Raw genomic sequence first — 20,785 nt, 5'->3', positions numbered from 1 at the left:
AGGTAGCCACTATGGTACGGGTACGGCGGTGAGCACAACGTTGTCTTCATAGTCACCTACCGAGTCCAGCCATCTACCGCCGCACGTTACCAGTTCCAGCCGCGGCGCACCGTCACGGTCGAAGAGATTAAACTCGTCGAGTGATGCCTTGGGAATGTTCTGCACCTTTTCGGTGGTGTATTCCACGACGGTTCCGTCGCTGCGGGTCACGGTCACGGGGGTGCCGGCAGGGACATCGTCCAAGCCCGCAATGGGAAGTTCCTCGGTGCGTGAGTCCACATGGGCGGCCAGCACCGCTGCTCCGCAGGAGGATCCGGGCGCGGGTCCGTAGCGGTACCAGCCGGCCTGGTAATGGTTGTCCGGCAGCGTCATGGCGCCGTTTGCTTCCTGCCCCACCGGGATCACCTCCAGCTCGATGCCGGTTCCTTCCACGCTGACCCGCACGGGCTCGGGAACGGCTTCCGCCGGGGTAGGTACGGCGGGCCGCACGGGTATGTCAGTGGCGGGGACGGTCGGTGCCGCCGTCGACGTCGGCGCGGGCGCCGCCGTCGACGCCGGTGCGGGTGCCGTCGAAACCGAATCCGCCGGGGAAGCGGTCTCGGGGGCGCCGCTGCAGGCCGCCGTACCGCCCAGGATGCCGGCGGAGAGGCAAGCCGCTGCGGCGAAACGTCGCAGGGGAACAACGGGCATGGATGGACCTCCGGAAAAAGGGTGGCCCCGGTGCTGCGGCGCGGAAAGGGGGTGCGCCGCAGCACCGGGGGATCGGGCGGGTGCTGCTTAGCTGTCGCTGACCGTGGAACGGCGGCGCAGCAGGGCGGCACCCAAGGTGAGCAGCGCGACGCCGCCGACAGCGGCAGCCGCCGTCATGGTCTGGTCATCCCCGGACTGGGCAACCTGCTCCAGTGCACCCGGCACCGCGTGCGGCGCGGAGTGCAGCCCCTCGATGGTCTGGGTGGCGAGGGCCAGGTTTCCTGCTTCGAGCGAACCCCACGCATAGACAATCGTGTTCGTGCCTTCGGCCAGGGCGAGATCTGCCGGACCGATCACCGGAGTGGTGGTGCCGGCTGCAGCGACCGAAGCGGAAACCGTTCCGGCATCCACGGTCAGCGCTTTCTCATTGGGGTTGGTGAGGCCCTCGATCACCGGCGTGCCGCCGGCCAGGACGTCGACGGCCGGTGCGGCGGCCACGTGGCGGACGGTCAGGCGTGACTTGCCCGCGTCGACGGCGGATGTGTCATTGGTGAACAGGTTTGCCGTCGGGTTGCCCGAGGCATCCAGGTTGGCGGTGGCGGTGTAGTTGCCTCCCGCTGCCAGGTCAGCCGAGACCGGGCCGATGATCGGGGCGGAGGCGTCGGCGGCGTCGGCGGCCGTGATGGCCAGCTGGTAGTTGCCGCCCGGCAGCTCCAGCGGCCCGGCAAGATCACCGGGCATGAAGTCATCCAGGGTAAGCGTGCCGTTGACGTAGACGTCCACGGGAGTGTCCGGGACGCCGTGCAGTACCGACAGTTTTGCCGTGTCGGAATCAGCAGCGGATGCCGGTACAGCCGAGAAGGCTGCGGCGGCACCCAGTCCGAGGGTCGCGAGAGCGGTAGCGGTCTTGCGCATGGTCTGAGCTCCTTGATCTGCCGCACCTTTCGGGTACGGGTTCCGTGACTTACACCCCTACTACTTCCGGTGGGATCGTCTTGGATGCAGAACCGGCGATAATTTCCGCAGAAGTTTTTCGAGGAGCCGGGCCGGGGACTTCGAGGAGCCAAATCCGGGACGGTGGCGGCGGGTATTAGCCCGGGACGGGCGGCCCGCAGCAGCGGGGTGCGGGAACGGACTCGGACGGGAGCCTGCGGCGTCCGTAGTATCATCGTGTGGTTGCCCCCGTAGCTCAATGGATAGAGCAACGGCCTTCTAATCCGTAGGTTGCGCGTTCGAGTCGCGCCGGGGGCACTCAGCAGGATCTGTTGCAGCGCCCCGGCGGCGGCCTGGGGCTTCGCGTTTTGGCTGCCCGGCGACGCCAAGCCCGCGTAAACGCCCCGCCGGCCGTCCCGTCGGTCCGCGGCGACCCCACCCTCTTGGCATGACCTTCGCCGAGGCAGAGCACATGGTCCGGGGACTGACAGCTCTTCCTCCACAGGGCCGGCAGTGCCCCTTCCCGCCTTACGCGGTCCACATTCCGGCCCTTCCCGAGGGCACGCGCACGCACATCGGTGAAGACTCGCACGCACCGGCGGACCAGCCGGAACGCATGCGGGCGACACTGCGCATCGTCAAAGCACAGGCGCCGCGGTACCGAACCGAAGGCAGGAAAACATGAGTGACACCATTACGCTCCGGGGCTACGTTGCCACCGACCTCCGTCAGAACACCACTGACAATGGACTCGCGGTGGCGAGCTTTCGAATGTGCACCACGGAGCGCCGGTATGACCGCGACACCGGGGGATGGCAGGACGGACAGACAAACTGGTACGCCGTCAGCCTGTTCCGCCAGCTGGCCACCAACGCCGCGTTCAGCATCCACAAGGGGGACCGGGTAGTAGTGACCGGCCGGCTGCGCCTGCGGCAGTGGGTCACGGAGGACGGTCGCAGCGGCACCAGCGCCGACATTGACGCCGACACGGTGGGCCATGACCTGATGTGGGGGACCGCCAGCTTCCGCCGCACCACGTCCGCCGGCAGCGACGCATCCGGCGTCGGCGGCGGTATCGACGGCGGGATGGCCGGCGGAGCAGGAACGGACGACGCCGCCGGGCCCGGGTCTCACGAGGATCTTGAGTCCGCGGAGTCCCTGGGTCGGATTGATGCGCTGACCGGTGAACTTCTTGATGCCGTCGCCGGGGACAGCATGGCCGCGGAGGACAAACAGGCGGAAACCACGAAGGCTGCCCGTGAAGGAGCTGCCGCGCCGTATTGAGAGCGCACCCCTATATCCCGGGACCCCTTTTGTCCGCGCAGCGTAATACGTGGCACAATCGCCGGATGAACCCCCGCCGCAGAGCCCGACCGACCCCTCCCGCCGCTGGCATGGCGGCCGGGTTCCTGGCGCTCGCGGTCGGGCTTTCCGGCTGCGGATGGCAAGGGGAAAACACCGAGGAACCTGCGCCGGCGGGATCGACCGCGCCGGGATCGACCTCGGCGGAGACACCCTCGCCCCATGCCGCGGTCACCGAAGTACTGGAATCCGAGTTGGGAAAGCTGGCTGATTCGGATTCGCTGCCGGACGGGGAAGCGGTGGCTGCGGCGTTTGCCGCGGCCGGCTTCCCGGCGGGATCGGTGGAAGTCTCGGCTGACAGCACCCCGACCGGCCTGGAGGTTGACTCGATCCAGGCTGCGGCTGTGCAGGACGGGGAATGCATTTTCGGTGAGGTCCGGGACGGGTCGGCCTACGTCACAGTGTTGCCGGTGTTGTCCGGCGGCGGATGCTTCGTCGGGAACTGACCGGGAACTGACACCGGAATCCCCATGCAGGCACCGGCGCGGAGTCGGATCAGCTGTCCGGACCGGCAGGCCAACTCAGCCGGGGAAAGCCCCTTCGGTTTGTCGTGATCCCTGCGGTCTGTGACAATTCCTGCGCCGCGCGGTGCAGGAATCCGGACATACTGCGGGGATCCGGACAACTTGCGGGGACAACCTGCAGGGATCCGGACATGCTGCGGGGATCCGGACAACTTGCGGGGACAACCTGCAGGGATCCGGACATGCTGCGGGGATCCGGACGCTTTGCGGGGACAACCTGCGGGGATCCGGACATGCTGCGGGGATCCGGACGCTTTGCGGGGACAACCTGCAGGGATCCGGACATGCTGCGGGGATCCGGACGCTTTGCGGGGACAACCTGCAGGGATCCGGACGCTTTGCGGGGACAACCTGCAGGGATCCGGACATGCTGCGGGGATCCGGACAACTTGCGGGGACAACCTGCAGGGATCCGGACACCCTGGAGCCCCGGTCTCCCCGGCCGCAGCGCAGGGGTAACCGCCCGGGCCCGAAGCCGGGAAATGGTACATATCGGCGCTGACACATTAGCCTTGTAGATATGGCGGAATTTATCTACACGATGACCAAGGCCCGCAAGGCCGTTGGCGACAAAGTTATCCTCGACGACGTAAGCATGTCCTTCTACCCCGGTGCCAAGATCGGCGTGGTGGGTCCCAACGGTGCGGGTAAGTCCACCATCCTCAAGATCATGGCTGGACTGGACACCCCCTCCAACGGTGAGGCCCGGCTCAGCGCCGGCTACACGGTGGGCATCCTGCTCCAGGAGCCGCCGCTGAATGAGGAAAAGACCGTACTCGGCAACGTCCAGGAGGGCGTCGGCGAGATTTACGGCAAGATCCAGCGGTTCAACGAAATTTCCGAAGAGATGTCGCAGCCGGACGCGGACTTCGACAGCCTGCTTGAGGAAATGGGCAAGCTGCAGGAAGCCATTGACGCCGCCGATGCGTGGGACATTGATTCCCAGCTCGAACAGGCCATGGACGCCCTGCGCTGCCCGCCGCCCGAAGCCGATGTCACCCTCCTCTCCGGCGGTGAGCGCCGCCGCGTGGCGCTCTGCAAGCTGCTGCTGCAGAAGCCGGACCTGCTGCTCCTCGATGAGCCCACCAACCACCTGGACGCCGAGAGCGTGCTCTGGCTTGAGCAGCACCTCTCCGCCTACCACGGCGCCGTCCTGGCCGTGACCCACGACCGGTACTTCCTGGACCACGTGGCCCAGTGGATCGCCGAAGTGGACCGCGGACACCTGTACCCGTACGAGGGCAACTACTCCACGTACCTGGAAAAGAAGCGCGCACGCCTGGAAGTCCAGGGCAAGAAGGACCAGAAGCTGGCCAAGCGCCTCACCGATGAGCTGGACTGGGTCCGGTCCAACGCGAAGGGCCGCCAGACGAAGTCCAAGGCCCGTCTGGCCCGCTACGAGGAAATGGCAGCCGAAGCGGACCGCACCCGCAAGCTGGACTTCGAAGAAATCCAGATCCCGCCGGGCCCGCGCCTGGGCTCCCTCGTGCTGGAAGCCAAGGGCCTGCAGAAGGGCTTCGGCGACCGGCAGCTGATCGACGGACTGTCCTTCTCGCTTCCGCGCAACGGCATCGTCGGCGTCATCGGCCCGAACGGCGTGGGTAAGTCCACCCTGTTCAAGACCATCGTCGGTCTGGAAGAGCTCGACGGCGGTGAGCTGAAGATCGGCGACTCCGTGAAGATCTCCTACGTGGACCAGTCCCGCGGCGGCATCGACCCGGAGAAGAGCCTGTGGGAGGTCGTTTCCGAGGGGCACGACTGGATCCAGGTGGGACAGGTGGAAATGCCGTCCCGCGCCTATGTCTCCGCTTTCGGGTTCAAGGGCCCGGACCAGCAGAAGAAGGCCGGCGTGCTTTCCGGTGGTGAGCGCAACCGGCTGAACCTGGCCATGACCCTGAAGCAGGGCGGAAACCTGCTCCTGCTCGATGAGCCCACTAACGACCTGGACGTCGAAACCCTGTCCAGCCTCGAAAACGCGCTGCTGGAATTCCCCGGCTGCGCCGTGGTGGTCTCGCACGACCGGTGGTTCCTGGACCGTGTGGCCACCCACATCCTCGCCTTCGAAGGCACCGAGGAAAACCCGGCGAACTGGTACTGGTTCGAGGGCAACTTCGAGTCCTATGAGCAGAACAAGATCGAACGCCTCGGCCCGGATGCAGCCAAGCCGCACCGTGTGACGCACCGCCGCCTGACCCGCGACTAAGTCCGGCGCAGCCCGAGAAAAAAGAGCTCCGCTTCCCTTCGGGGAAGCGGAGCTCTTTTCGTGCAGGGTCGGCAGTGCTTACTGCGGGACGCGGACCATGCCTTCCTGGGCAACGGTGGCCACCAGTTCACCGCTTCGGTTGAAGATCCGTCCGGTGGACAGCCCCCGCGCGGCGGAAGCGCTGGGGGATTCCTGGACGTAGAGCAGCCAGTCATCCACCCGCACCGGCCGGTGCCACCACATGGCGTGGTCCAGGCTGGCAATGCTCATGCCCGGGGTGGTCCAGGCAAGCCCGTGCCCGCGCAGCACCGGTTCCAGCAGGGTGTAGTCGCTGGCGTAGGCCAGGGCCGCGCGGTGGAGGTTCTCGCCGTCGGGCATTGGCTTGAAGGTCTTCATCCAGACGGCGTTGTGCGGGGTCTTTTCCCGTCCGGCGCGAACGTAGACCGGGTCCATTACGTGGCGGATGTCCATGGGACGCCGGTGGGACCACGCCTCGGCCACCGGGTGGTCGAAGTCCTTCAGCAGTTCGGCAGTGGTCGGCAGGTCCTCCGGCTCGGGGATGCCGGCGGGCATCTCCTCCTGGTGATCCACCCCCGAATCGGGAACCTGGAAGGAAGCGATCATGGACAGGATCGGCTTGCCGTTCTGGTAGGCGTGGCTGCGCCTGGCGGAGAAGGAGCGGCCGTCCCGCAGCCGTTCCACACCGAAGGTAATGGGCACCTCGGTGTCGCCGGGGCGGAGGAAGTACCCGTGCATGGAGTGCATGATCCGGTCTTCGGGAACGGTGCGGGCCGCAGCAACAAGGGACTGGCCCAGCACCTGTCCGCCGAAGACCCGCTTGCGCGGTTCTGCCTGGGAACCCCCGACAAAAATGTCCTCGTCGGTCTTCGCGCCGTCGGCCCAGCTAAGGTTCAGGAGCTCGAGCAGGGACGCGGTCGGATCGAAGGATTCATCAATGGACATGAGGGACTATCTCCTAGCAGGAAAGGCGGTGCTGCCTCAGGCAGGAACCGTGGAACACTTCTAGCTTAAACGTACCGGCCAGTAACCAGTGCGGCCGCCGGTGCCCTGCGTTTTAGGGCAAACCTCACTCTCTGGAAAGATGGGGGCATGTCTGTGCATCGTTTCCCCGTCCAGCTTCGGTTCGGCGACCAAGATCCCAACGGCCACATCAACAACGTTCGGTTCGTCCAGTTCCTCGAGGAAGCGCGGGTCCAGCTGGGCCTGCTGCCGCTTCCGGCCGGTGCGGGCGGGCCGGGTAGCTTCCGGGACCTGGCCGGGGACAGGACGGCAACATACGTGGTCCGGCAGGAAATCGAGTACGTGTCGCCGTTGCTCCACCGGAAGGAACCTGTCTGGGTGGACGTCTGGGTGACCCGGATCGGCTCCAGCAGCCTTGCCTACGGTTTCCGCGTGGCGGATGAAGACCCGGCGACGGTGTACGCCTACGCCGAAGCGGCCATGGTGCAGGTGGAGGCTGCCACCGGCAGGCCCACCCCGCTCACGGACGAGCAGCGGGAAGTGCTCCAGGCGTGGATGGGCGAGCCCGTGCCGTTCCGTGCAGCCGTTCCTGCCGGACAGGGGAACTAGATGGACAGCGAACTCCGGCTGGCGGATCCGCAGGTCACGGCCGATCTGCGTAACTTCGTGGCCCGTGCCCGAACAGCCGACGACGGTGCGGTCCGCCTGCAGGCCGTGGGCAGTGTCCTGGCCGCCTATGTCTGCGTCCTGCGCCCCCGGATTCTCGGGGAAGACACACCGACCGTGCTGGGCCTGCGGACCATGCCGCTGGCTGCTCCAGCGGAGGTGGACGCCACGGTCCAGCTGTCGGCTGTGGGGGACCGGCTTGCCCGGATGGGAACCGCAGACACCGTGCTTCCCGTGCCGCCGATGACCGTGCGCGAAACGTGGGCGGGCATCCTGGCACCGCGTTCGGGCTGGCAGCCGGCCGGCCGGGTTCCGGTACAGCTGCTCGAGCAGACGGCACACCGCGGAATCCGCGAGGTCGCGGCGATGCTGCCCCAGAGTCCGGGAGCCGCCGTCGTGCACAGTGCCCGGACACGGGTCTGGGCGCAGCCCATGGGCGGAACCGAAACGCCGGTGCCCGCAGGGGCTGCCTTTGCGGCGCTGTCCCTCGGCTTCCTGCCCGCCGACGGACCCGAGACCGACGCCGCCCTGTTCAGCAACGGGCGCTGGCTGCGGCTGAGTACCCCGCTCGGGCATGTCCTGACCCGGTTGCCGGCGGTCCTGTAGGCCGGCCGCGGCGGCGGATCAGGCCGAATTGACCATGGAGTGGGCAGCCCGCTCCAGGTAATCCCAGAGGGTCCCCTCGTGCAGGGGTGAGAGCTCGAGGGAGTCGACGGCGGCACGCATGTGCCGCAGCCAGGCGTCCCGCGCCGCGGGGGTGACGATGAAGGGCATGTGCCGCATCCGCAGGCGGGGGTGCCCGCGCTGCTCGCCGTAGGTCTTCGGGCCGCCCCAGTACTGCTCGAGGAACAGGAGCAGGCGTTCCTTGGCCGGCCCGAGGTCTTCCTCGGGATACATCGGCCGCATCAGGGGGTCCTCCGCCACTCCGGCATAGAACACGTCCACGAGTTTCACGAACGTGGGATGCCCGCCCACGGCCTCATAGAAGTTGTCCGTGTACTGCGGCTGCTGGAAAGCCTGCGGTTGCAGCGTGGGCTGCTGCGCCGGCTGCAGCGGCAGGGATGCCGCGCTCGGGGGCGCCTGGGGTGCCGTTTCAGGCGACGGTTCAGTCATTGGCGGCCATGCCGTCCTTGAGCGCGCCGGCCTTCGCCGGTTCCTCCGGTTCTGCCGGTGTTTCGCCCAGGTACGTGCCCTGGGAGCGGTTGCCGATCTTGGCGATCTCGCCGTTGCGGATGTACCAGATGACGCCGCGGTCATCGATGATCCGCGTGATCCGGATGCCCACGGACTGCACCGTTCCGGCGGTGTCGCCGACTTCGATGACGTCGCCGATTCCGTACTGGTCCTCAATGGTGATGAAGAACCCGGCCAGGGCGTCGCGGATGAGTTCCCGCGCGCCGAAACCGAGGGCGATGCCGACAATGCCGACACTGGCCAGCAGCGGGGCGATGTTGATGCCGACGGCATCCAGGACCATGATGATCGCGACGGTCCAGATGGAAACGTTGACGGCGCTGCGCAGCAGGGCGCCGATGGTGTCTGCGCGCTGGGCGCGGCGTTTCTTGTCCAGGTTGCGCATCACCGGCTGCGCCCACTTGATCTTGGAGGAGTGCAGCAGCGAATAGCCCTTCTGGGCGCGCGCCACCAGCCGGTTGATCAGGAAACGGGCGACAAACCACACGCCCGTGGCGGCCAGGACAATAAAGGCAGCCTCGATCAGGCCGGAAAAGTCAAAATCATTGACGGTCACTGAAGAGAGGTCAATTTCGGAAGCGGAAAGCACGGGTAGCCGTTCACCTTTGTGTAGCCGGACAGTGGTCTGCGGTTAAGGCTACCCGTGCCGGCCGTGCCCGGAGGGCAGCCCGGGCACGGTCAGCGTCCGGGGCCGGTGCTCCACCGGGAAATTGACGCTCCGCGCAATGAAGCACAGTCGGTTCGCCTCGGCGTGCATCGGCCCGGTTGCCAGTTCGACGGCGGCCGGCCCGGCGCCGCCGTCGATAGTCACCTTGGGACGAAGCACGGCTGTGGTGAACTCACCGCTGCCGTCCCGGTTGAGCCGCAGCAGCCCCTCCGGGGAGTCCTCATAGGCGAGCACCCTGATGCCATTTCGGACCGCCACGTGGAGGTAGGAAAGCATGTGGCACTGGGCCAGTGCGGCCAGCAGAAGCTGCTCGGGGTTCCAGCGGTCCCGGTCGCCGTGGAAGGTGGGATCCGCCGTTCCGGGCAGGTCAGGCAGCCCGGGGGCGCGGATGATGTGGTCGCGGCCGTAGCCGCGGTAGGAAGCGGTCCCGTCGCCGCGGTTTCCCGTCCATTCCAGGTCGAGCGTGTAACGGTGTTCGGAGAGATTCACGTTCTCCAAGCTACCGTCTGAGCCGTGGGATGGAAGGGAACCGCGGCGGCAAGGTGTTACCGGTCGGCCTGCTGCGCCTTCAGGGCGCGGACCACGCCGTCGCGGCTTTCCAGGATCAGCCGTCGCAGCGAGGGCGAGTCCCCGCCCAGATCGGCGAGGAAGGCATCGGTGGTGTCCACCGTGTCCTGGCGCGTCAGCCGGGACGGGTAGAGGCCGACGGCGATCTGCTGGGCGATCTCGTGGGTGCGGCTGGCCCACACGTCGCGGATCGACGCAAAGTACTTCTGTGCGTACGGTTCCAGCAGGCCGGTGTCGTGGACCCGCATGAATCCGGCGATGGCCGAACGCTGCGCGGCGTTGGGCATGTCGGAGCGCTCCACGATCGCTTCCCAGGCCGCTGCCTTGGCTTCTGCCGTGGGAATGGCCGCACGGGCCATGGCCGCTGCAAGGGCACCCGTGGCGGTGGCATCGCGCTCGAGTTCCGCGTCGATGTCCGCTGTGCCCAGCCGGCCCCCGGCCACGAGACCGGTAAGCAGCTCCCAGCGCAGGTCCGCGTCGACAGTCAGCCCCTCAAGGGACTGCTCGCCGGTGAACAGACCTGCCAGCGCGTCCAGCTGCTCGTCCGACGAGGCGTGGGCGGCGAAGGCCTTGACGAACTGCAGCTGCGAATCGGAGCCCGGCTCCGCTGCCGAAGCCAACTCCCAGAGACTCTCCGCAGCGGCAACGGTCATGGGCCCGCGGTCCTGGGGGCTGACGTAGAAGGCCAGGGTGGTGGCCAGCTGGCGCAGCAGCACCTGGACAACGGTCGAGTCGGACTCGGAGGCGATGTTCTGCAGGACCAGTTCCACGTAGTTGCGGGCGGGGATCTCGGCGTCCCGCGCTGCGTCCCAGGCGGAGGCCCACACGAGCGTCCGGGGGAGGGAATCCGCAATGTTGCGCAGGCTGCGGGTGGCGGTGTGCTGCGAGGCGGCGTCCAGGCGGATCTTTGCGTAGGCAAGGTCGTCGTCGTTGAGCAGCAGCAGGGCCGGGCGCGGCTGGCCGATGAGTTCGGAAACTTCGGTGCGTTCGCCGTCGACGTCGAGCTCCACGCGGTGCGTGCGCTGCAGCCTGCCGTCCGCGTCCGGGTTGTAGAAGCCGATCGCCAGGCGGTGCGGGCGAAGGGTGGGGTATTCCTCGATAGCGCTCTGCAGCACGGCGAAGGACGTGATGGTGCCGTCCTCATCGGTCTCGAACTCCGGACGCAGGGTGTTTACGCCGGCAGTCTCCAGCCACTTCGCGGACCAGTCGGACAGGTCCCGGCCGCTGGCTGTTTCCAGCTCCGACAGCAGATCCGACAGCTCGGTGTTCTGCCAGGAGTGCTTGCCGAAGTACTCGCGCACGCCGGCCATGAACTTATCCTGTCCGACCCAGGCCACCAGCTGCTTGAGCACGGAAGCGCCCTTGGCATAGGTGATGCCGTCGAAGTTCACCTGGACGTCTTCCAGGTCCCGGATTTCGGCGACGATGGGGTGCGTGGTGGGCAGCTGGTCCTGGCGGTAGGCCCAGGCCTTTTCCAACGAGGCGAACGTGGTCCAGGACTGCTTGAACTCGGTGGCCTCGGCAGCGGCGAGGGTAGACATGAACTCTGCGAAGGATTCATTCAGCCACAGGTCGTTCCACCAGCGCATCGTTACCAGGTCGCCGAACCACATGTGCGCCAGTTCGTGCAGGATCGTCACGGCGCGGCGTTCCACGGTGGCTTCGGTAACCCGGGAACGGAAGACATAGCTCTCGAGGAAGGTCACGGCACCGGCGTTTTCCATGGCCCCGGCGTTGAACTCGGGCACAAAGAGCTGGTCATACTTTTCGAACGGGTACGGCGTACCGAACTGCTCCTCGTAGAAGGCGAAGCCCTGGCGGGTGAGTTCGAAGATGTTCTCCGCGTCCATGAACTGCATCAGGGACCGGCGGGCAAAGACACCCAGGGGGATGGTGCGTCCGTCGGAACTGGTCAGCTCGCTGCGGACGGACTGGTACGGACCTGCGATCAGCGCGGTGATGTAGGAGGAGATCCGCGGCGTGGGTTCGAAGGACCAGGTGGAGCGCGGACTGGCGTCCGTCAGGTCGCCGGCGGCAACGGGTTCCGGGGTGGGGGAGTTGGAAATGACGTCCCAGTGCGACGGCGCGGTGACCGTGAAGCGGAAGGTGGCCTTCAAATCCGGCTGTTCGAAGACCGCGAACATCCGGCGGGAGTCCGGAACCTCGAACTGCGAATAAAGGTAGACCTCGTTGTCCACGGGGTCCACGAAACGGTGCAGGCCCTCACCGGTGTTCATGTAGCGGGCGTCCGCGTCTACCACGAGTTCGTTGGACTCGGCGAGGTTCGGCAGGGAGATCCGCACGCCGTCGGACACCTCCGCCGGGTCCAGGGACACGCCGTTGAGCGTGATCCGGTGAACCGTGTCGGTGACCGCGTCGATGAAGGTCGAGGTCCCGGGGCGGGCGGAGAACCGGACGACGGTCGTGCTGCCGAACACCGTCTCTCCCCGGGTCAGGTCGAGGTTGACGTCGTAGGACTCGACGTCGAGGAGTTCTGCACGTTCACGGGCTTCGGAGCGCGTGAGATTCATACCTGGCAAGGTTGGGCCTTTCTCAAGGACAAGGAGTGCGGCGGATTCATGGTGTTTGCAAGAATCTTCCACACTAGTGATCTTGTGCAACAGTCTCTCACCGCCAAGCACCCTTCCAAAGCAGGGAACGGCGGATTGCAAAGAGCAATCCGCCGTTCCGGTGTCCTGCCGTCAGCCGCTAGTTGTAGCTGACCTGTACCTTGCCGTCGGCATCCCGGGTGATCTTTCCGCCCTTGAAGCTCTGGACCGTTGCACCGCCTGCGGCCGCGGTCGGACCGGAGGTCGGGTATCCGAGACGTCCCGTCTCCGCGCCCTGCGCACGGTAGGCGTCCCGGACGGGCCCGTTTGCGAGGATATGCGTTCCCGTGCCGGCAGAGGAGAGGATGGTGCCGCCCTCGTATTCCTGTGTGGTTCCGCCGTTGGAGGATTTTTCTCCGCTGGTCGGCAGGCCGAGGTAGCCCGAGTTGAAACCGGTGGAGCCCCAGGCTGAACGAATTGCCCCGTTCTTCGAGATCTGCGCCCCGGTCTTCTGGGACCAGATGATCGCGCCGCCCTCATAGTCCTGGTACTTGCCCTGCGCTCCCATGCTCCGTTCCCCTCCGGTGGGAAGCCCCAGATAGCCGGAGTTGAAGCCCGTGGAACCCCAGGCGGAGCGGATCGGTCCGTTCACGGAGACCTGGGCTCCGGTCTTTGCGGACCAGATAATGGCTCCGCCTTCGTAGTCCTGGTAGCTGCCCTGGGTGCCCATGGCCCGTTCCTCCCCGGTCGGCAGGCCCAGCGGACCGGCGTTGAAGCCTGTGGCGCCCCAGGCCGAGCGGATGGGACCGTTCCGGGAGATCCTGGCCCCGGTCTTCTCCGACCAGATGATCGCGCCGCCCTGGTAGTCCTGGTATTTCCCCTGAGTGCCCATGCTTGTCTCCGGGCCGGTGGGAAGCCCAAGGTAGCTGGCGTTGAAGCCCGTGGCGCCCCAGGCCGAGCGGATGGGGCCGCTCTTGGAGATCTGTGCTCCGGTCGCAGCGGACCAGATCATGGCACCGCCCTGATAGTCCTGGTAGGTGCCCTGGGTCCCCATCAGGACTTCATTGCCCACGGGATATTTGAGGTCCGACTTTTCCGCTCCGGCGGCACGCCAGACATTCCGGACGGCACCCGTGACGATCCAGGCCCCGGACGCAGGGGAGTGGATGATGGTTCCGCGCTGGTACTCCTGGGAGGTGCCGCCGTCTGCGAGCGTCACCTGGTTTGTCGTCGGGTAGCCGATGGGGCTGTTCTCGAAGCCGGAACGGCGCCAGGCTTCACGGATGGGTCCGTTCCGGGAAACGCGCGCACCCGTGGCCGGAGACCAGATGATGGCTCCGTTCTGGAAGTCCTGGTAGGTTCCGCCGTTGGGCAGTCCGCCTATTTCGTTGCTCGTGGGATAGCCCAGGTAGCTGCGTTCAAAACCGGTGTAGCCCCACTCGGTGCGGATCGGGCCGTTCTTGGAGACCCGCGCCCCGGTGGCGGGCGACCAGATAATGGCGCCGCCCTGGTAATCCTGGTAGGCGCCGCCGTTGGGCAGGCCGTAGACCTCGTCACTGGTGGGAAGGCCGAGGTAGCCGGCGTCGAAACCGGTGGACGCCCAGGCGGAGCGGATCGCTCCGGTGGAAACGCGTGCACCTGTGTTGGGGGACCAGATGATGGCTCCGTTTTGGAAGTCCTGGTAGGCCCCGCCGTCCTTCAACCCGCCGCGGATATCGCCGATCGCGTTGCCCAGCTCCGGGTGCGCCCTGCGGGCTTCGTCGATCGGGGCTCCGGCACGAGCGGCGACGCCGCCGGTCACCGTGACGGACGCGGCTTCGCCGCTGATCCAGTTGACGTGCACCGTTGTGCCGGAATGCGAGGTGAAGGTCTGGCCGGCCTGCCAGGTGCTGTTGGCATTGGTATAACCGCTGAAATCCCGGGTGTTGGGTGCAATAACCAGGGAATTCACGGCCCAGTCGTTCGCCAGGTCCGGCTTGACGATCTTCACGCCGCGGTTGCCGCCGACAGCCGTGGACTCGTCATATCCCACCGGAAGCCGAAGCTCGAGGTAATAGGTCTCGCCGGAAGAATCCCTGAATTTCACCGCACGCTGCGCGGAAGAGCCGGCCCAGGGCCTCAGGGTGTAGGTGATCGAGGATCCGGGTGTACCGGCGTTGTAGATCTCGTCGCCGCGGCCGAAACCGCCGGCGTCCCAGAAATACGAATTAATGGCCGGCGAAGGATACTGTGCGTAACCCATGAGATCGGAAGTGTCTCCGTACTCACGCGAGGTGCAGGAACCGTCGGCCCAGGCGCCGTTGGAGCCGACACCGATATCGGATCGGCCGTTGTTGCATTTGAGGCTGTTGGCGTGCAGCAGGCCCAGTACGTGGCCGAATTCGTGCGTCACCACGTTGTTGGTGAAGCCCGAAGGCTGCGGCATCAACACCGAACCGCTGGTGGGACCGGAAGTCCAGCCGCCGCCGAGGATGCCGCCGTACCCCCCGCTCTTGAGATCGCCGGCAGGCACAAAGACCAGCAGGGCATTGTTGGCGCTGTCCCGCCATCCGAGGTCACGCTTGATGGTATTCATCATGTCGGCGTAGTCCTGCCGGGAATTGGCGGAGCTGTTGATGGCGCGGGTGCTGGTATGGAGCACGCCCAGCCGGCCGTTGGACATGGCACGCCAGTACTGGTTGGCCGCGGTCATCGAGTTAAGTGCTCCGGCTTCATTCACCGCGCCCCGGTTATCGGTAAGCGTGGCGTACACGAGCGTGATGTTGATCGTCCCGCTGCGGGCGGCGGCACCCATCGTGCTTGCACCGCCGGCCGCGCTGCTGAAGGCAGAGGCGCCGTGGTCATGCGCTGCGGAGATGTCCGTCTCCACGGCGGAACGCACGGTCCCGTCCGGGTCCGTGACCATCGGAGTGTTGGGACCGGGGACCGGGAAGCCCCCGCCGACCACGGGGTCGTACCCGAGCTCATCCCCGGATTCGGCCGTGTCCGTGTGGCTTTCATCGCCGTCGGCGGGATGTTCCTCAGCCGGGTCGGCGGTCAGCGGGGCGGATGGCGTCGGTTCAGCCTCCGGCACGGCTTCCGCGACGGCGCTGCCGGCGTCGGGCGCAGGAGAGGGAGGCAGGGTGGCGGCGCCGGGATCGGCGGGGACCTGTGTGGCCGCGGGTTCGCCGGGGACGGCGTACTCCTGTGCCGGAAGCCCTCCTGCTGTCAGCGAAACGGCGAGGAGGGCCAGAACGGCGAGTTTTGCACTTTTCAAATGACTAATCCTTGTAGGGCGATTCCTGGTGGGCGCAACGGTGCTGTATCCGCGACGCCAGCGTCGGACGCGGGTAGACCGCTCCAATCCGGAGGGATCGGAGTATAGTCCTACCTGCTCTATCGGCACGCAGCAACGCCATGTAAGGGCGGTTTCCGGTCGGGCCGGGGGAATTTGGAGACGCGGCTGCAGCGGAAGCTAGGCTGGAAGCGTCTTTTCCCCATCCTCAAGAAACGGACTTACCCCAAATGCGCGTCCATATTGCAACCGACCACGCAGGCATGGAACTGAGCTCCCACCTCATTGCCCATCTGACGGGCAAGGGGTACGACGTCGTCGACCACGGCCCCCGGGAATACGATGCCGAGGACGATTACCCCGCGTTCTGCATCGATGCGGCCGAGGCCGTTGTCCGGGATCAGGAAGCGGGCACGGATGCCCTGGGAATCGTGCTGGGCGGCTCAGGCAACGGCGAACAGATCGCCGCCAACAAGGTTCGGGGAATCCGGGCCGCACTGGCCTGGAACCTGGAGACCGCAAAGCTCGCACGCCAGCACAATGATGCCAATATCGTCGCCGTGGGCGGGCGCCAGCACAGCGTAGAGGAGGCCACCGGAATCATCGAAGCCTTCCTCGCCGAGCCCTTCAGCGACGCCGAACGCCATGTCCGCCGGATCGGACAGATTGCACGGTACGAAACCACCGGCTCCACGCTCTAATGCCCGAAGGGCATTCCATCCACCGCCTGGCCCGGCAGTTCTCCTCGGTGTTCGGTGGCGAAAGGCTCACCGTAAGCAGCCCGCAGGGCCGGTTTGCTGCCGGTGCCGCCCGGCTGGACGGACATGTGCTCGAGGCGGCGGAAGCCCACGGCAAGCAGCTGTTCCTGCGTTTCGACCATGATCTCTACCTGCGCATCCACCTTGGCCTCTACGGCGCCTTCGATTTCGGCGGGGACGAAACGTTCATCGGATCCTCCAGTATCGGAGCGCCCCGGCGGCTGGGGGAGCAGGAGGTGGCAGGCGACGACGGCGCGGGCTACTCCGGGCCGCCCGAACCCAAGGGGGCGGTGCGGGTCCGGCTGGTTTCCAAGCACGGCTGGGCGGACCTGCGCGGCCCCACCGCCTGCGAGGTGGTGACCGAAGCCGAACGCCGAAAGGTGCTGGCCAGGCTGGGGCCGGACCCGCTGGCGGGCGGGGACGGCGGCGCCGGGGATGACGGCGCCGCAGGTGCCGGGCGTGCTGCGGAATTCACGCGCCGGCTGCGCAGCAAGGGCTCGCCTGTCGGCCTCCTGCTGATGAACCAGGAGGTGCTGGCGGGGGTGGGCAACGTCTACCGCGCCGAAGTGCTGTTCCGGGCCCGGATTTCACCCTGGCGGCTGGGCCGCAGCGTGGGCGAGGCCGAGGCGGGGGCCCTGTGGGACGACGTCGTGCGCCTGATGAACGACGGAGTGCGGCAGGGCCGGATCATCACTACGGAGCCGCAGGACCGGGACGACACCGGCGAGCCGGTCCCCGTGTCCGAGGCCCACTATGTCTATAAGCGGACCGGACTGCCGTGCCGGCGCTGCGGAACCCCGGTGGCGGGAACCGAGATGGGCGCCCGCAAACTGTACTGGTGCCCGTCCTGCCAGGCCGACTGATCCTGCCAGGCCGACTGAGCGCGGGCGCGGGCACCTGCCTGGCCGCCTGGCCTGCACGGGCCTAAAAGCAAGAAGGGCCTTCCGCGCGGCGGAAGGCCCTTCTAAGGTGGAGGGGATGACGGGAATCGAACCCGCGTAATCAGTTTGGAAGACTGAGGCTCTACCATTGAGCTACATCCCCGGCGCCGTAAGGCAGGTTTTACCTTAGCACGCGAAAACCGGCCGTGAGTAATCGGCCCGTATCCGGCTCCCAACCGGGTGCGGAATCGATCGTGGTGCCGGGAAAATTCGTCATACCAGCTTCAGGGCAGGTAGGCTGTCAGGTGCACTGACGGGGTGTAGCTCAGCTTGGAAGAGCGCCTGCTTTGGGAGCAGGAAGTCGCAGGTTCAAATCCTGTCACCCCGACTCTGTATAACCATGGTGCAGACCAATCCCAGAACCCTCAGGAGAACTTACGCTGTGAAGAGCGCCGTAGAAAACCTCACACCCACGCGGGTAAAGCTCAACGTCGAAGTTCCGTTCGAGGAACTGAAGCCGAGCATCGAAGAGGCCTACAAGACCATCGCCACTCAGGTGCAGGTCCCGGGCTTCCGCAAGGGCAAGGTTCCCAACCGCCTCATCGATCAGCGCGTTGGCCGCGGCTACGTCCTCGAGACGGCGATCAACGACGGACTCAACGGCTTCTACGCCGAAGCCGTCCAGGAAACCGGAATCAGCCCCCTGAGCCGGCCCGAAGTTGAGATCACCGAAGTGCCGGACCCGACCACCGACGAGGGCCAGCTGGTCTTCACCGTCGAGCTGGACATCCGCCCCGAAATCGAGCTCCCGGACTACGCCGGCCTCGAGGTCACCGTCGAGCCCGCCGAGGCTTCCGACGCCGACGTCGACAAGGCCCTGGACGAGCTGCGCAGCCGCTTCGGCACGCTGAAGTCCGTGGACCGCCCCGCCGCCGCCGATGACTTCCTGACCATGGACCTGGTCGCCAAGGTAGACGGTGAAGAGGTGGATTCCGCTGCTGACCTGTCCTACCAGGTAGGCGCCGGCACCATGCTCGAGGGTATGGACGAGGCCGTTACCGGCCTGAGCAGCGGCGAATCCGCCACCTTCAACACCAAGCTGGCCGGCGGTGAGCACGCCGGTTCCGACGCCGTGGTCACCGTTACCGTCAAGGCAGTCAAGGAGCGCGAGCTCCCCGAGGCCAACGACGACTTCGCCCAGCTGGCAAGCGAGTTCGACACCATCGCCGAGCTCCGCGAAGACCTCACCAAGCGCGCGGCCGAGTCCAAGCTGATGGAGCAGGGCGTCGAAGCCCGCGACAAGGTCCTGGAGAAGCTGCTCGAGCTCGTTGAGGTTCCGGTTCCGGAATCCGTCATCGAAGAGCAGATCGAACAGCACTTCAACTCCGAGAGCGCCCAGACCTCCGGTCCGGACCACGACACCGAAGAGCACCGCGCCGAGGTTCGGTCCAACACCGAGCAGGCGTTCAAGAACGAGATCATCCTTGACGCCGTAGCCGAGAAGGAAGAAGTAGGGGTCAACCAGAACGAGCTGATCGACTACATCGTTTCCTCCGCTTCGCAGTACGGCATGGATCCGAACCAGTTCGCCCAGCTGATCGACCAGAGCGGCCAGGTTCCGATGATGGTCGGCGAAGTCCGCCGCCGCAAGGCACTGGCCAAGGTCCTCGAGCTGGCCAAGGTCACCGACACCACCGGTGCCGAGATCGACCTCACCGAATTCGTCCGGCCCGCCGGCGAAGAGGTCGAGGCAGCAGAAGCAGAAGCAGAAGAGCAGCAGAACGAAGACAAGGCCTAGCCTGTCCCGGTTTCCTTAACCGCCTGTTGTGCCGCCGGTCCGAAAGGGCCGGCGGCACAGTGGTTTAAGCGTTCCTTTGGCGGGCGGCCCGCGCCACAGACCGATGTGACGCGCATCGTGCGCCGTCAGCGAACAGCCGGCCAAACAGAAGCAGATCGCCGCCGCGACAGGCTAGTGTCCTAGAAGAGACAAACGGCAGGAGCCGCTGGCACGGCCAGCATCCGTTCCTGCCAGAGCGAGAGGTCACTCAGTATGGCAACTGCACCGAACACACCCACCATGGCTACGGTGGACCCGGCCGGCCGGGACGACTACATCTACAACCGCCTGCTCAAGGAGCGGATTATCTGGTTGGGCTCGGAAGTCCGGGACGAGAATGCCAACGCGATCTGCTCCCAGCTTCTGCTGCTTTCCGCGGAAGATCCCGAGAAGGACATCTACCTTTACATCAACTCTCCCGGCGGCTCCGTGACCGCAGGCATGGCGATCTACGACACCATGCAGTTCATCCCGAACGACGTCGTCACCGTCGCCACCGGCCTGGCCGCCTCCATGGGCCAGTTCCTGCTCTCCTCCGGCACCAAGGGCAAGCGCTACGCAACGCCGCACGCCCGCATCCTGATGCACCAGCCCTCCGGCGGAATCGGCGGCACGGCTTCGGACATCAAGATCCAGGCCGAGCTGATCCTGAACATGAAGCGTGTGATGGCTGAGCTGACTGCCGAGCAGACCGGCCAGACCGTCGAAACCATCCTCAAGGACAATGACCGCGACAAGTGGTTCACCGCGCAGGAAGCCCTCGAATACGGCTTCTTCGACAAGATCTCCGCACACGCAGGCGGAGTGACCGGCGGCGGCGGAACCAACCAGGACCAGGCAGAGGGCAAGGACGAGGACTAGGGTCCCCGGCCAGCCACCCCTCCATTTGCAGACTTCAGGAGTAATTCATGAACCATAATTTCGGCACCGCCGGCTCCGCCGTCGCCCCGCAGATGCCCACCAGCCGCTACGTCCTGCCGCAGTTCGAAGAGCGCACGCCCTACGGCTTCAAGCGCCAGGATCCGTACACCAAGCTGTTCGAAGACCGCATCATCTTCCTGGGCGTCCAGGTTGATGACGCGTCCGCTGACGACGTCATGGCCCAGCTGCTGGTGCTTGAGTCCACGGATCCGGACCGCGACATCACCCTGTACATCAACTCCCCGGGCGGCTCGTTCACGGCCATGACGGCCATTTACGACACCATGCAGTACATCCGTCCGGAGATCCAGACGGTCTGCCTCGGTCAGGCTGCCAGCGCCGCCGCCGTGCTGCTGGCCGCAGGGACCCCGGGCAAGCGCCTGGCACTGCCGAACGCCCGCGTGCTCATCCACCAGCCGTCGCTGTCCGGCGGCCAGGGCGGCCAGGCCTCCGACCTGGAAATCCAGGCCGCCGAGGTCATGCGGATGCGTACCTGGCTGGAGGACACCTTGGCGCTGCACTCCAACCGCACCTCCGAGCAGGTCAATACGGACATCGAGCGTGACAAGATCCTGACCGCCGACTCGGCCCTGGAATACGGGCTGATCGACCAGGTGCTTGATTCCCGCAAGCTCAAGACGCCGGCCATTAACAAGATGTAACCTGCTTCGCCGAAATAACGGCATGTCCAGCCGGCCCGTGGCGCGTAATATCGCACCACGGGCCGTTTGGTTGCTGAATAGCTCCTCCAAGTGTCCTAGAGTGGATCATGGTTGGC

Annotated in this window: 18 protein-coding genes and 3 tRNA genes; 12 read left to right on the top strand and 9 right to left on the bottom strand. The window is 66.1% G+C overall.

The window, feature by feature from the left end; all coding sequences use genetic code 11:
* Window positions 1-9: 9 nt before the first annotated feature.
* A complete protein-coding gene (locus NNX34_RS10690; protein ID WP_255766474.1) occupies window positions 10-690 on the bottom strand; it encodes a class F sortase in 681 nt (226 codons plus the stop codon).
* An 87-nt stretch (window positions 691-777) separates the two neighbouring features.
* On the bottom strand, window positions 778-1,605 hold the full coding sequence (locus NNX34_RS10685; protein ID WP_255766472.1) for a DUF4397 domain-containing protein: 828 nt from the start codon (window positions 1,603-1,605) through the stop codon (window positions 778-780).
* 263 nt (window positions 1,606-1,868) lie between these two features.
* On the opposite strand from NNX34_RS10685, the gene NNX34_RS10680 reads away from it, so the two are divergent.
* From NNX34_RS10680 to ettA, 4 genes are all read left to right on the top strand, one after another.
* Window positions 1,869-1,941 (top strand) — tRNA-Arg (locus NNX34_RS10680).
* A 363-nt stretch (window positions 1,942-2,304) separates the two neighbouring features.
* Window positions 2,305-2,907, top strand: a complete 603-nt coding sequence (locus NNX34_RS10675) for a single-stranded DNA-binding protein (RefSeq protein ID WP_255766471.1) — start codon at window positions 2,305-2,307, stop codon at window positions 2,905-2,907.
* A gap of 110 nt (window positions 2,908-3,017) precedes the next feature.
* The gene (locus NNX34_RS10670) at window positions 3,018-3,431 is read left to right on the top strand and encodes a hypothetical protein (RefSeq protein WP_255766470.1); all 414 of its coding nucleotides are present in this window, start codon (window positions 3,018-3,020) and stop codon (window positions 3,429-3,431) included.
* A 598-nt stretch (window positions 3,432-4,029) separates the two neighbouring features.
* On the top strand, window positions 4,030-5,712 hold the full coding sequence (gene ettA, locus NNX34_RS10665) for an energy-dependent translational throttle protein EttA (protein ID WP_227921013.1): 1,683 nt from the start codon (window positions 4,030-4,032) through the stop codon (window positions 5,710-5,712).
* A 78-nt stretch (window positions 5,713-5,790) separates the two neighbouring features.
* Here the strand turns inward: ettA and NNX34_RS10660 are convergent, their stop codons facing one another.
* On the bottom strand, window positions 5,791-6,675 hold the full coding sequence (locus tag NNX34_RS10660; protein WP_255766469.1) for an acyl-CoA thioesterase II: 885 nt from the start codon (window positions 6,673-6,675) through the stop codon (window positions 5,791-5,793).
* A 147-nt stretch (window positions 6,676-6,822) separates the two neighbouring features.
* Between NNX34_RS10660 and NNX34_RS10655 the strand changes: the two genes are divergently transcribed.
* Complete coding sequence (locus NNX34_RS10655; RefSeq protein ID WP_255766468.1) at window positions 6,823-7,302, top strand: thioesterase family protein; 480 nt, start codon at window positions 6,823-6,825, stop codon at window positions 7,300-7,302.
* A complete protein-coding gene (locus NNX34_RS10650; RefSeq protein ID WP_255766467.1) occupies window positions 7,303-7,965 on the top strand; it encodes a hypothetical protein in 663 nt (220 codons plus the stop codon). It abuts the gene before it with no gap.
* Window positions 7,966-7,983: 18 nt separating this feature from the next.
* On the opposite strand, the gene NNX34_RS10645 is transcribed toward NNX34_RS10650, so the two are convergent.
* The 5 genes from NNX34_RS10645 to NNX34_RS10625 all read right to left on the bottom strand — a co-directional run bounded on the left by NNX34_RS10645 (window position 7,984) and on the right by NNX34_RS10625 (window position 15,592).
* Window positions 7,984-8,472, bottom strand: coding sequence for a globin (locus NNX34_RS10645; RefSeq protein WP_255766466.1), 489 nt, complete (start codon window positions 8,470-8,472; stop codon window positions 7,984-7,986).
* Window positions 8,465-9,142 carry a mechanosensitive ion channel family protein gene (locus tag NNX34_RS10640; RefSeq protein ID WP_255766465.1) on the bottom strand — a complete coding sequence of 226 codons (678 nt, stop codon included), beginning with the start codon at window positions 9,140-9,142 and terminating at the stop codon, window positions 8,465-8,467. Before NNX34_RS10640 ends, NNX34_RS10645 begins: the two co-directional genes overlap by 8 nt.
* Window positions 9,143-9,190: 48 nt before the next feature.
* Window positions 9,191-9,709, bottom strand: a complete 519-nt coding sequence (locus tag NNX34_RS10635; RefSeq protein WP_255766464.1) for an OsmC family protein — start codon at window positions 9,707-9,709, stop codon at window positions 9,191-9,193.
* Between the two features lie 56 nt (window positions 9,710-9,765).
* Window positions 9,766-12,318: an aminopeptidase N gene (gene pepN / locus NNX34_RS10630; RefSeq protein ID WP_255766463.1), complete on the bottom strand. Its 2,553-nt coding sequence runs from the start codon at window positions 12,316-12,318 to the stop codon at window positions 9,766-9,768.
* A gap of 178 nt (window positions 12,319-12,496) precedes the next feature.
* Window positions 12,497-15,592 carry a zinc-dependent metalloprotease family protein gene (locus tag NNX34_RS10625; RefSeq protein ID WP_255766458.1) on the bottom strand — a complete coding sequence of 1,032 codons (3,096 nt, stop codon included), beginning with the start codon at window positions 15,590-15,592 and terminating at the stop codon, window positions 12,497-12,499.
* A 248-nt stretch (window positions 15,593-15,840) separates the two neighbouring features.
* Between NNX34_RS10625 and NNX34_RS10620 the strand changes: the two genes are divergently transcribed.
* Together NNX34_RS10620 and NNX34_RS10615 are read left to right on the top strand one after the other, a co-directional pair.
* A complete protein-coding gene (locus NNX34_RS10620) occupies window positions 15,841-16,311 on the top strand; it encodes a ribose-5-phosphate isomerase (RefSeq protein ID WP_255766457.1) in 471 nt (156 codons plus the stop codon).
* Window positions 16,311-17,231: an Fpg/Nei family DNA glycosylase gene (locus NNX34_RS10615; RefSeq protein WP_255766456.1), complete on the top strand. Its 921-nt coding sequence runs from the start codon at window positions 16,311-16,313 to the stop codon at window positions 17,229-17,231. The genes NNX34_RS10620 and NNX34_RS10615 overlap by 1 nt, the downstream gene beginning before the upstream one ends.
* Before the next feature lie 107 nt (window positions 17,232-17,338).
* On the opposite strand, the gene NNX34_RS10610 is transcribed toward NNX34_RS10615, so the two are convergent.
* Window positions 17,339-17,412 (bottom strand) — tRNA-Gly (locus NNX34_RS10610).
* A 151-nt stretch (window positions 17,413-17,563) separates the two neighbouring features.
* Here NNX34_RS10610 and NNX34_RS10605 point away from each other — a divergent pair.
* The 4 genes from NNX34_RS10605 (at window position 17,564) to NNX34_RS10590 (ending at window position 20,669) form a co-directional block, all read left to right on the top strand.
* Window positions 17,564-17,637, top strand: a tRNA-Pro gene (locus NNX34_RS10605).
* Window positions 17,638-17,691: 54 nt separating this feature from the next.
* Window positions 17,692-19,047, top strand: a complete 1,356-nt coding sequence (gene tig / locus NNX34_RS10600) for a trigger factor (protein WP_255766455.1) — start codon at window positions 17,692-17,694, stop codon at window positions 19,045-19,047.
* A 279-nt stretch (window positions 19,048-19,326) separates the two neighbouring features.
* On the top strand, window positions 19,327-19,947 hold the full coding sequence (locus tag NNX34_RS10595) for an ATP-dependent Clp protease proteolytic subunit (RefSeq protein WP_227922731.1): 621 nt from the start codon (window positions 19,327-19,329) through the stop codon (window positions 19,945-19,947).
* Between the two features lie 47 nt (window positions 19,948-19,994).
* Window positions 19,995-20,669, top strand: a complete 675-nt coding sequence (locus tag NNX34_RS10590; protein WP_227921049.1) for an ATP-dependent Clp protease proteolytic subunit — start codon at window positions 19,995-19,997, stop codon at window positions 20,667-20,669.
* Window positions 20,670-20,785 lie beyond the last annotated feature (116 nt).

The organism is Arthrobacter sp. zg-Y1116, assembly GCF_024385485.1.
Lineage (GTDB): Bacteria > Actinomycetota > Actinomycetes > Actinomycetales > Micrococcaceae > Arthrobacter_B.
The sequence above is the reverse complement of the archived record's forward strand: the minus strand, read 5'-3'. Positions and strand labels throughout refer to the sequence as shown.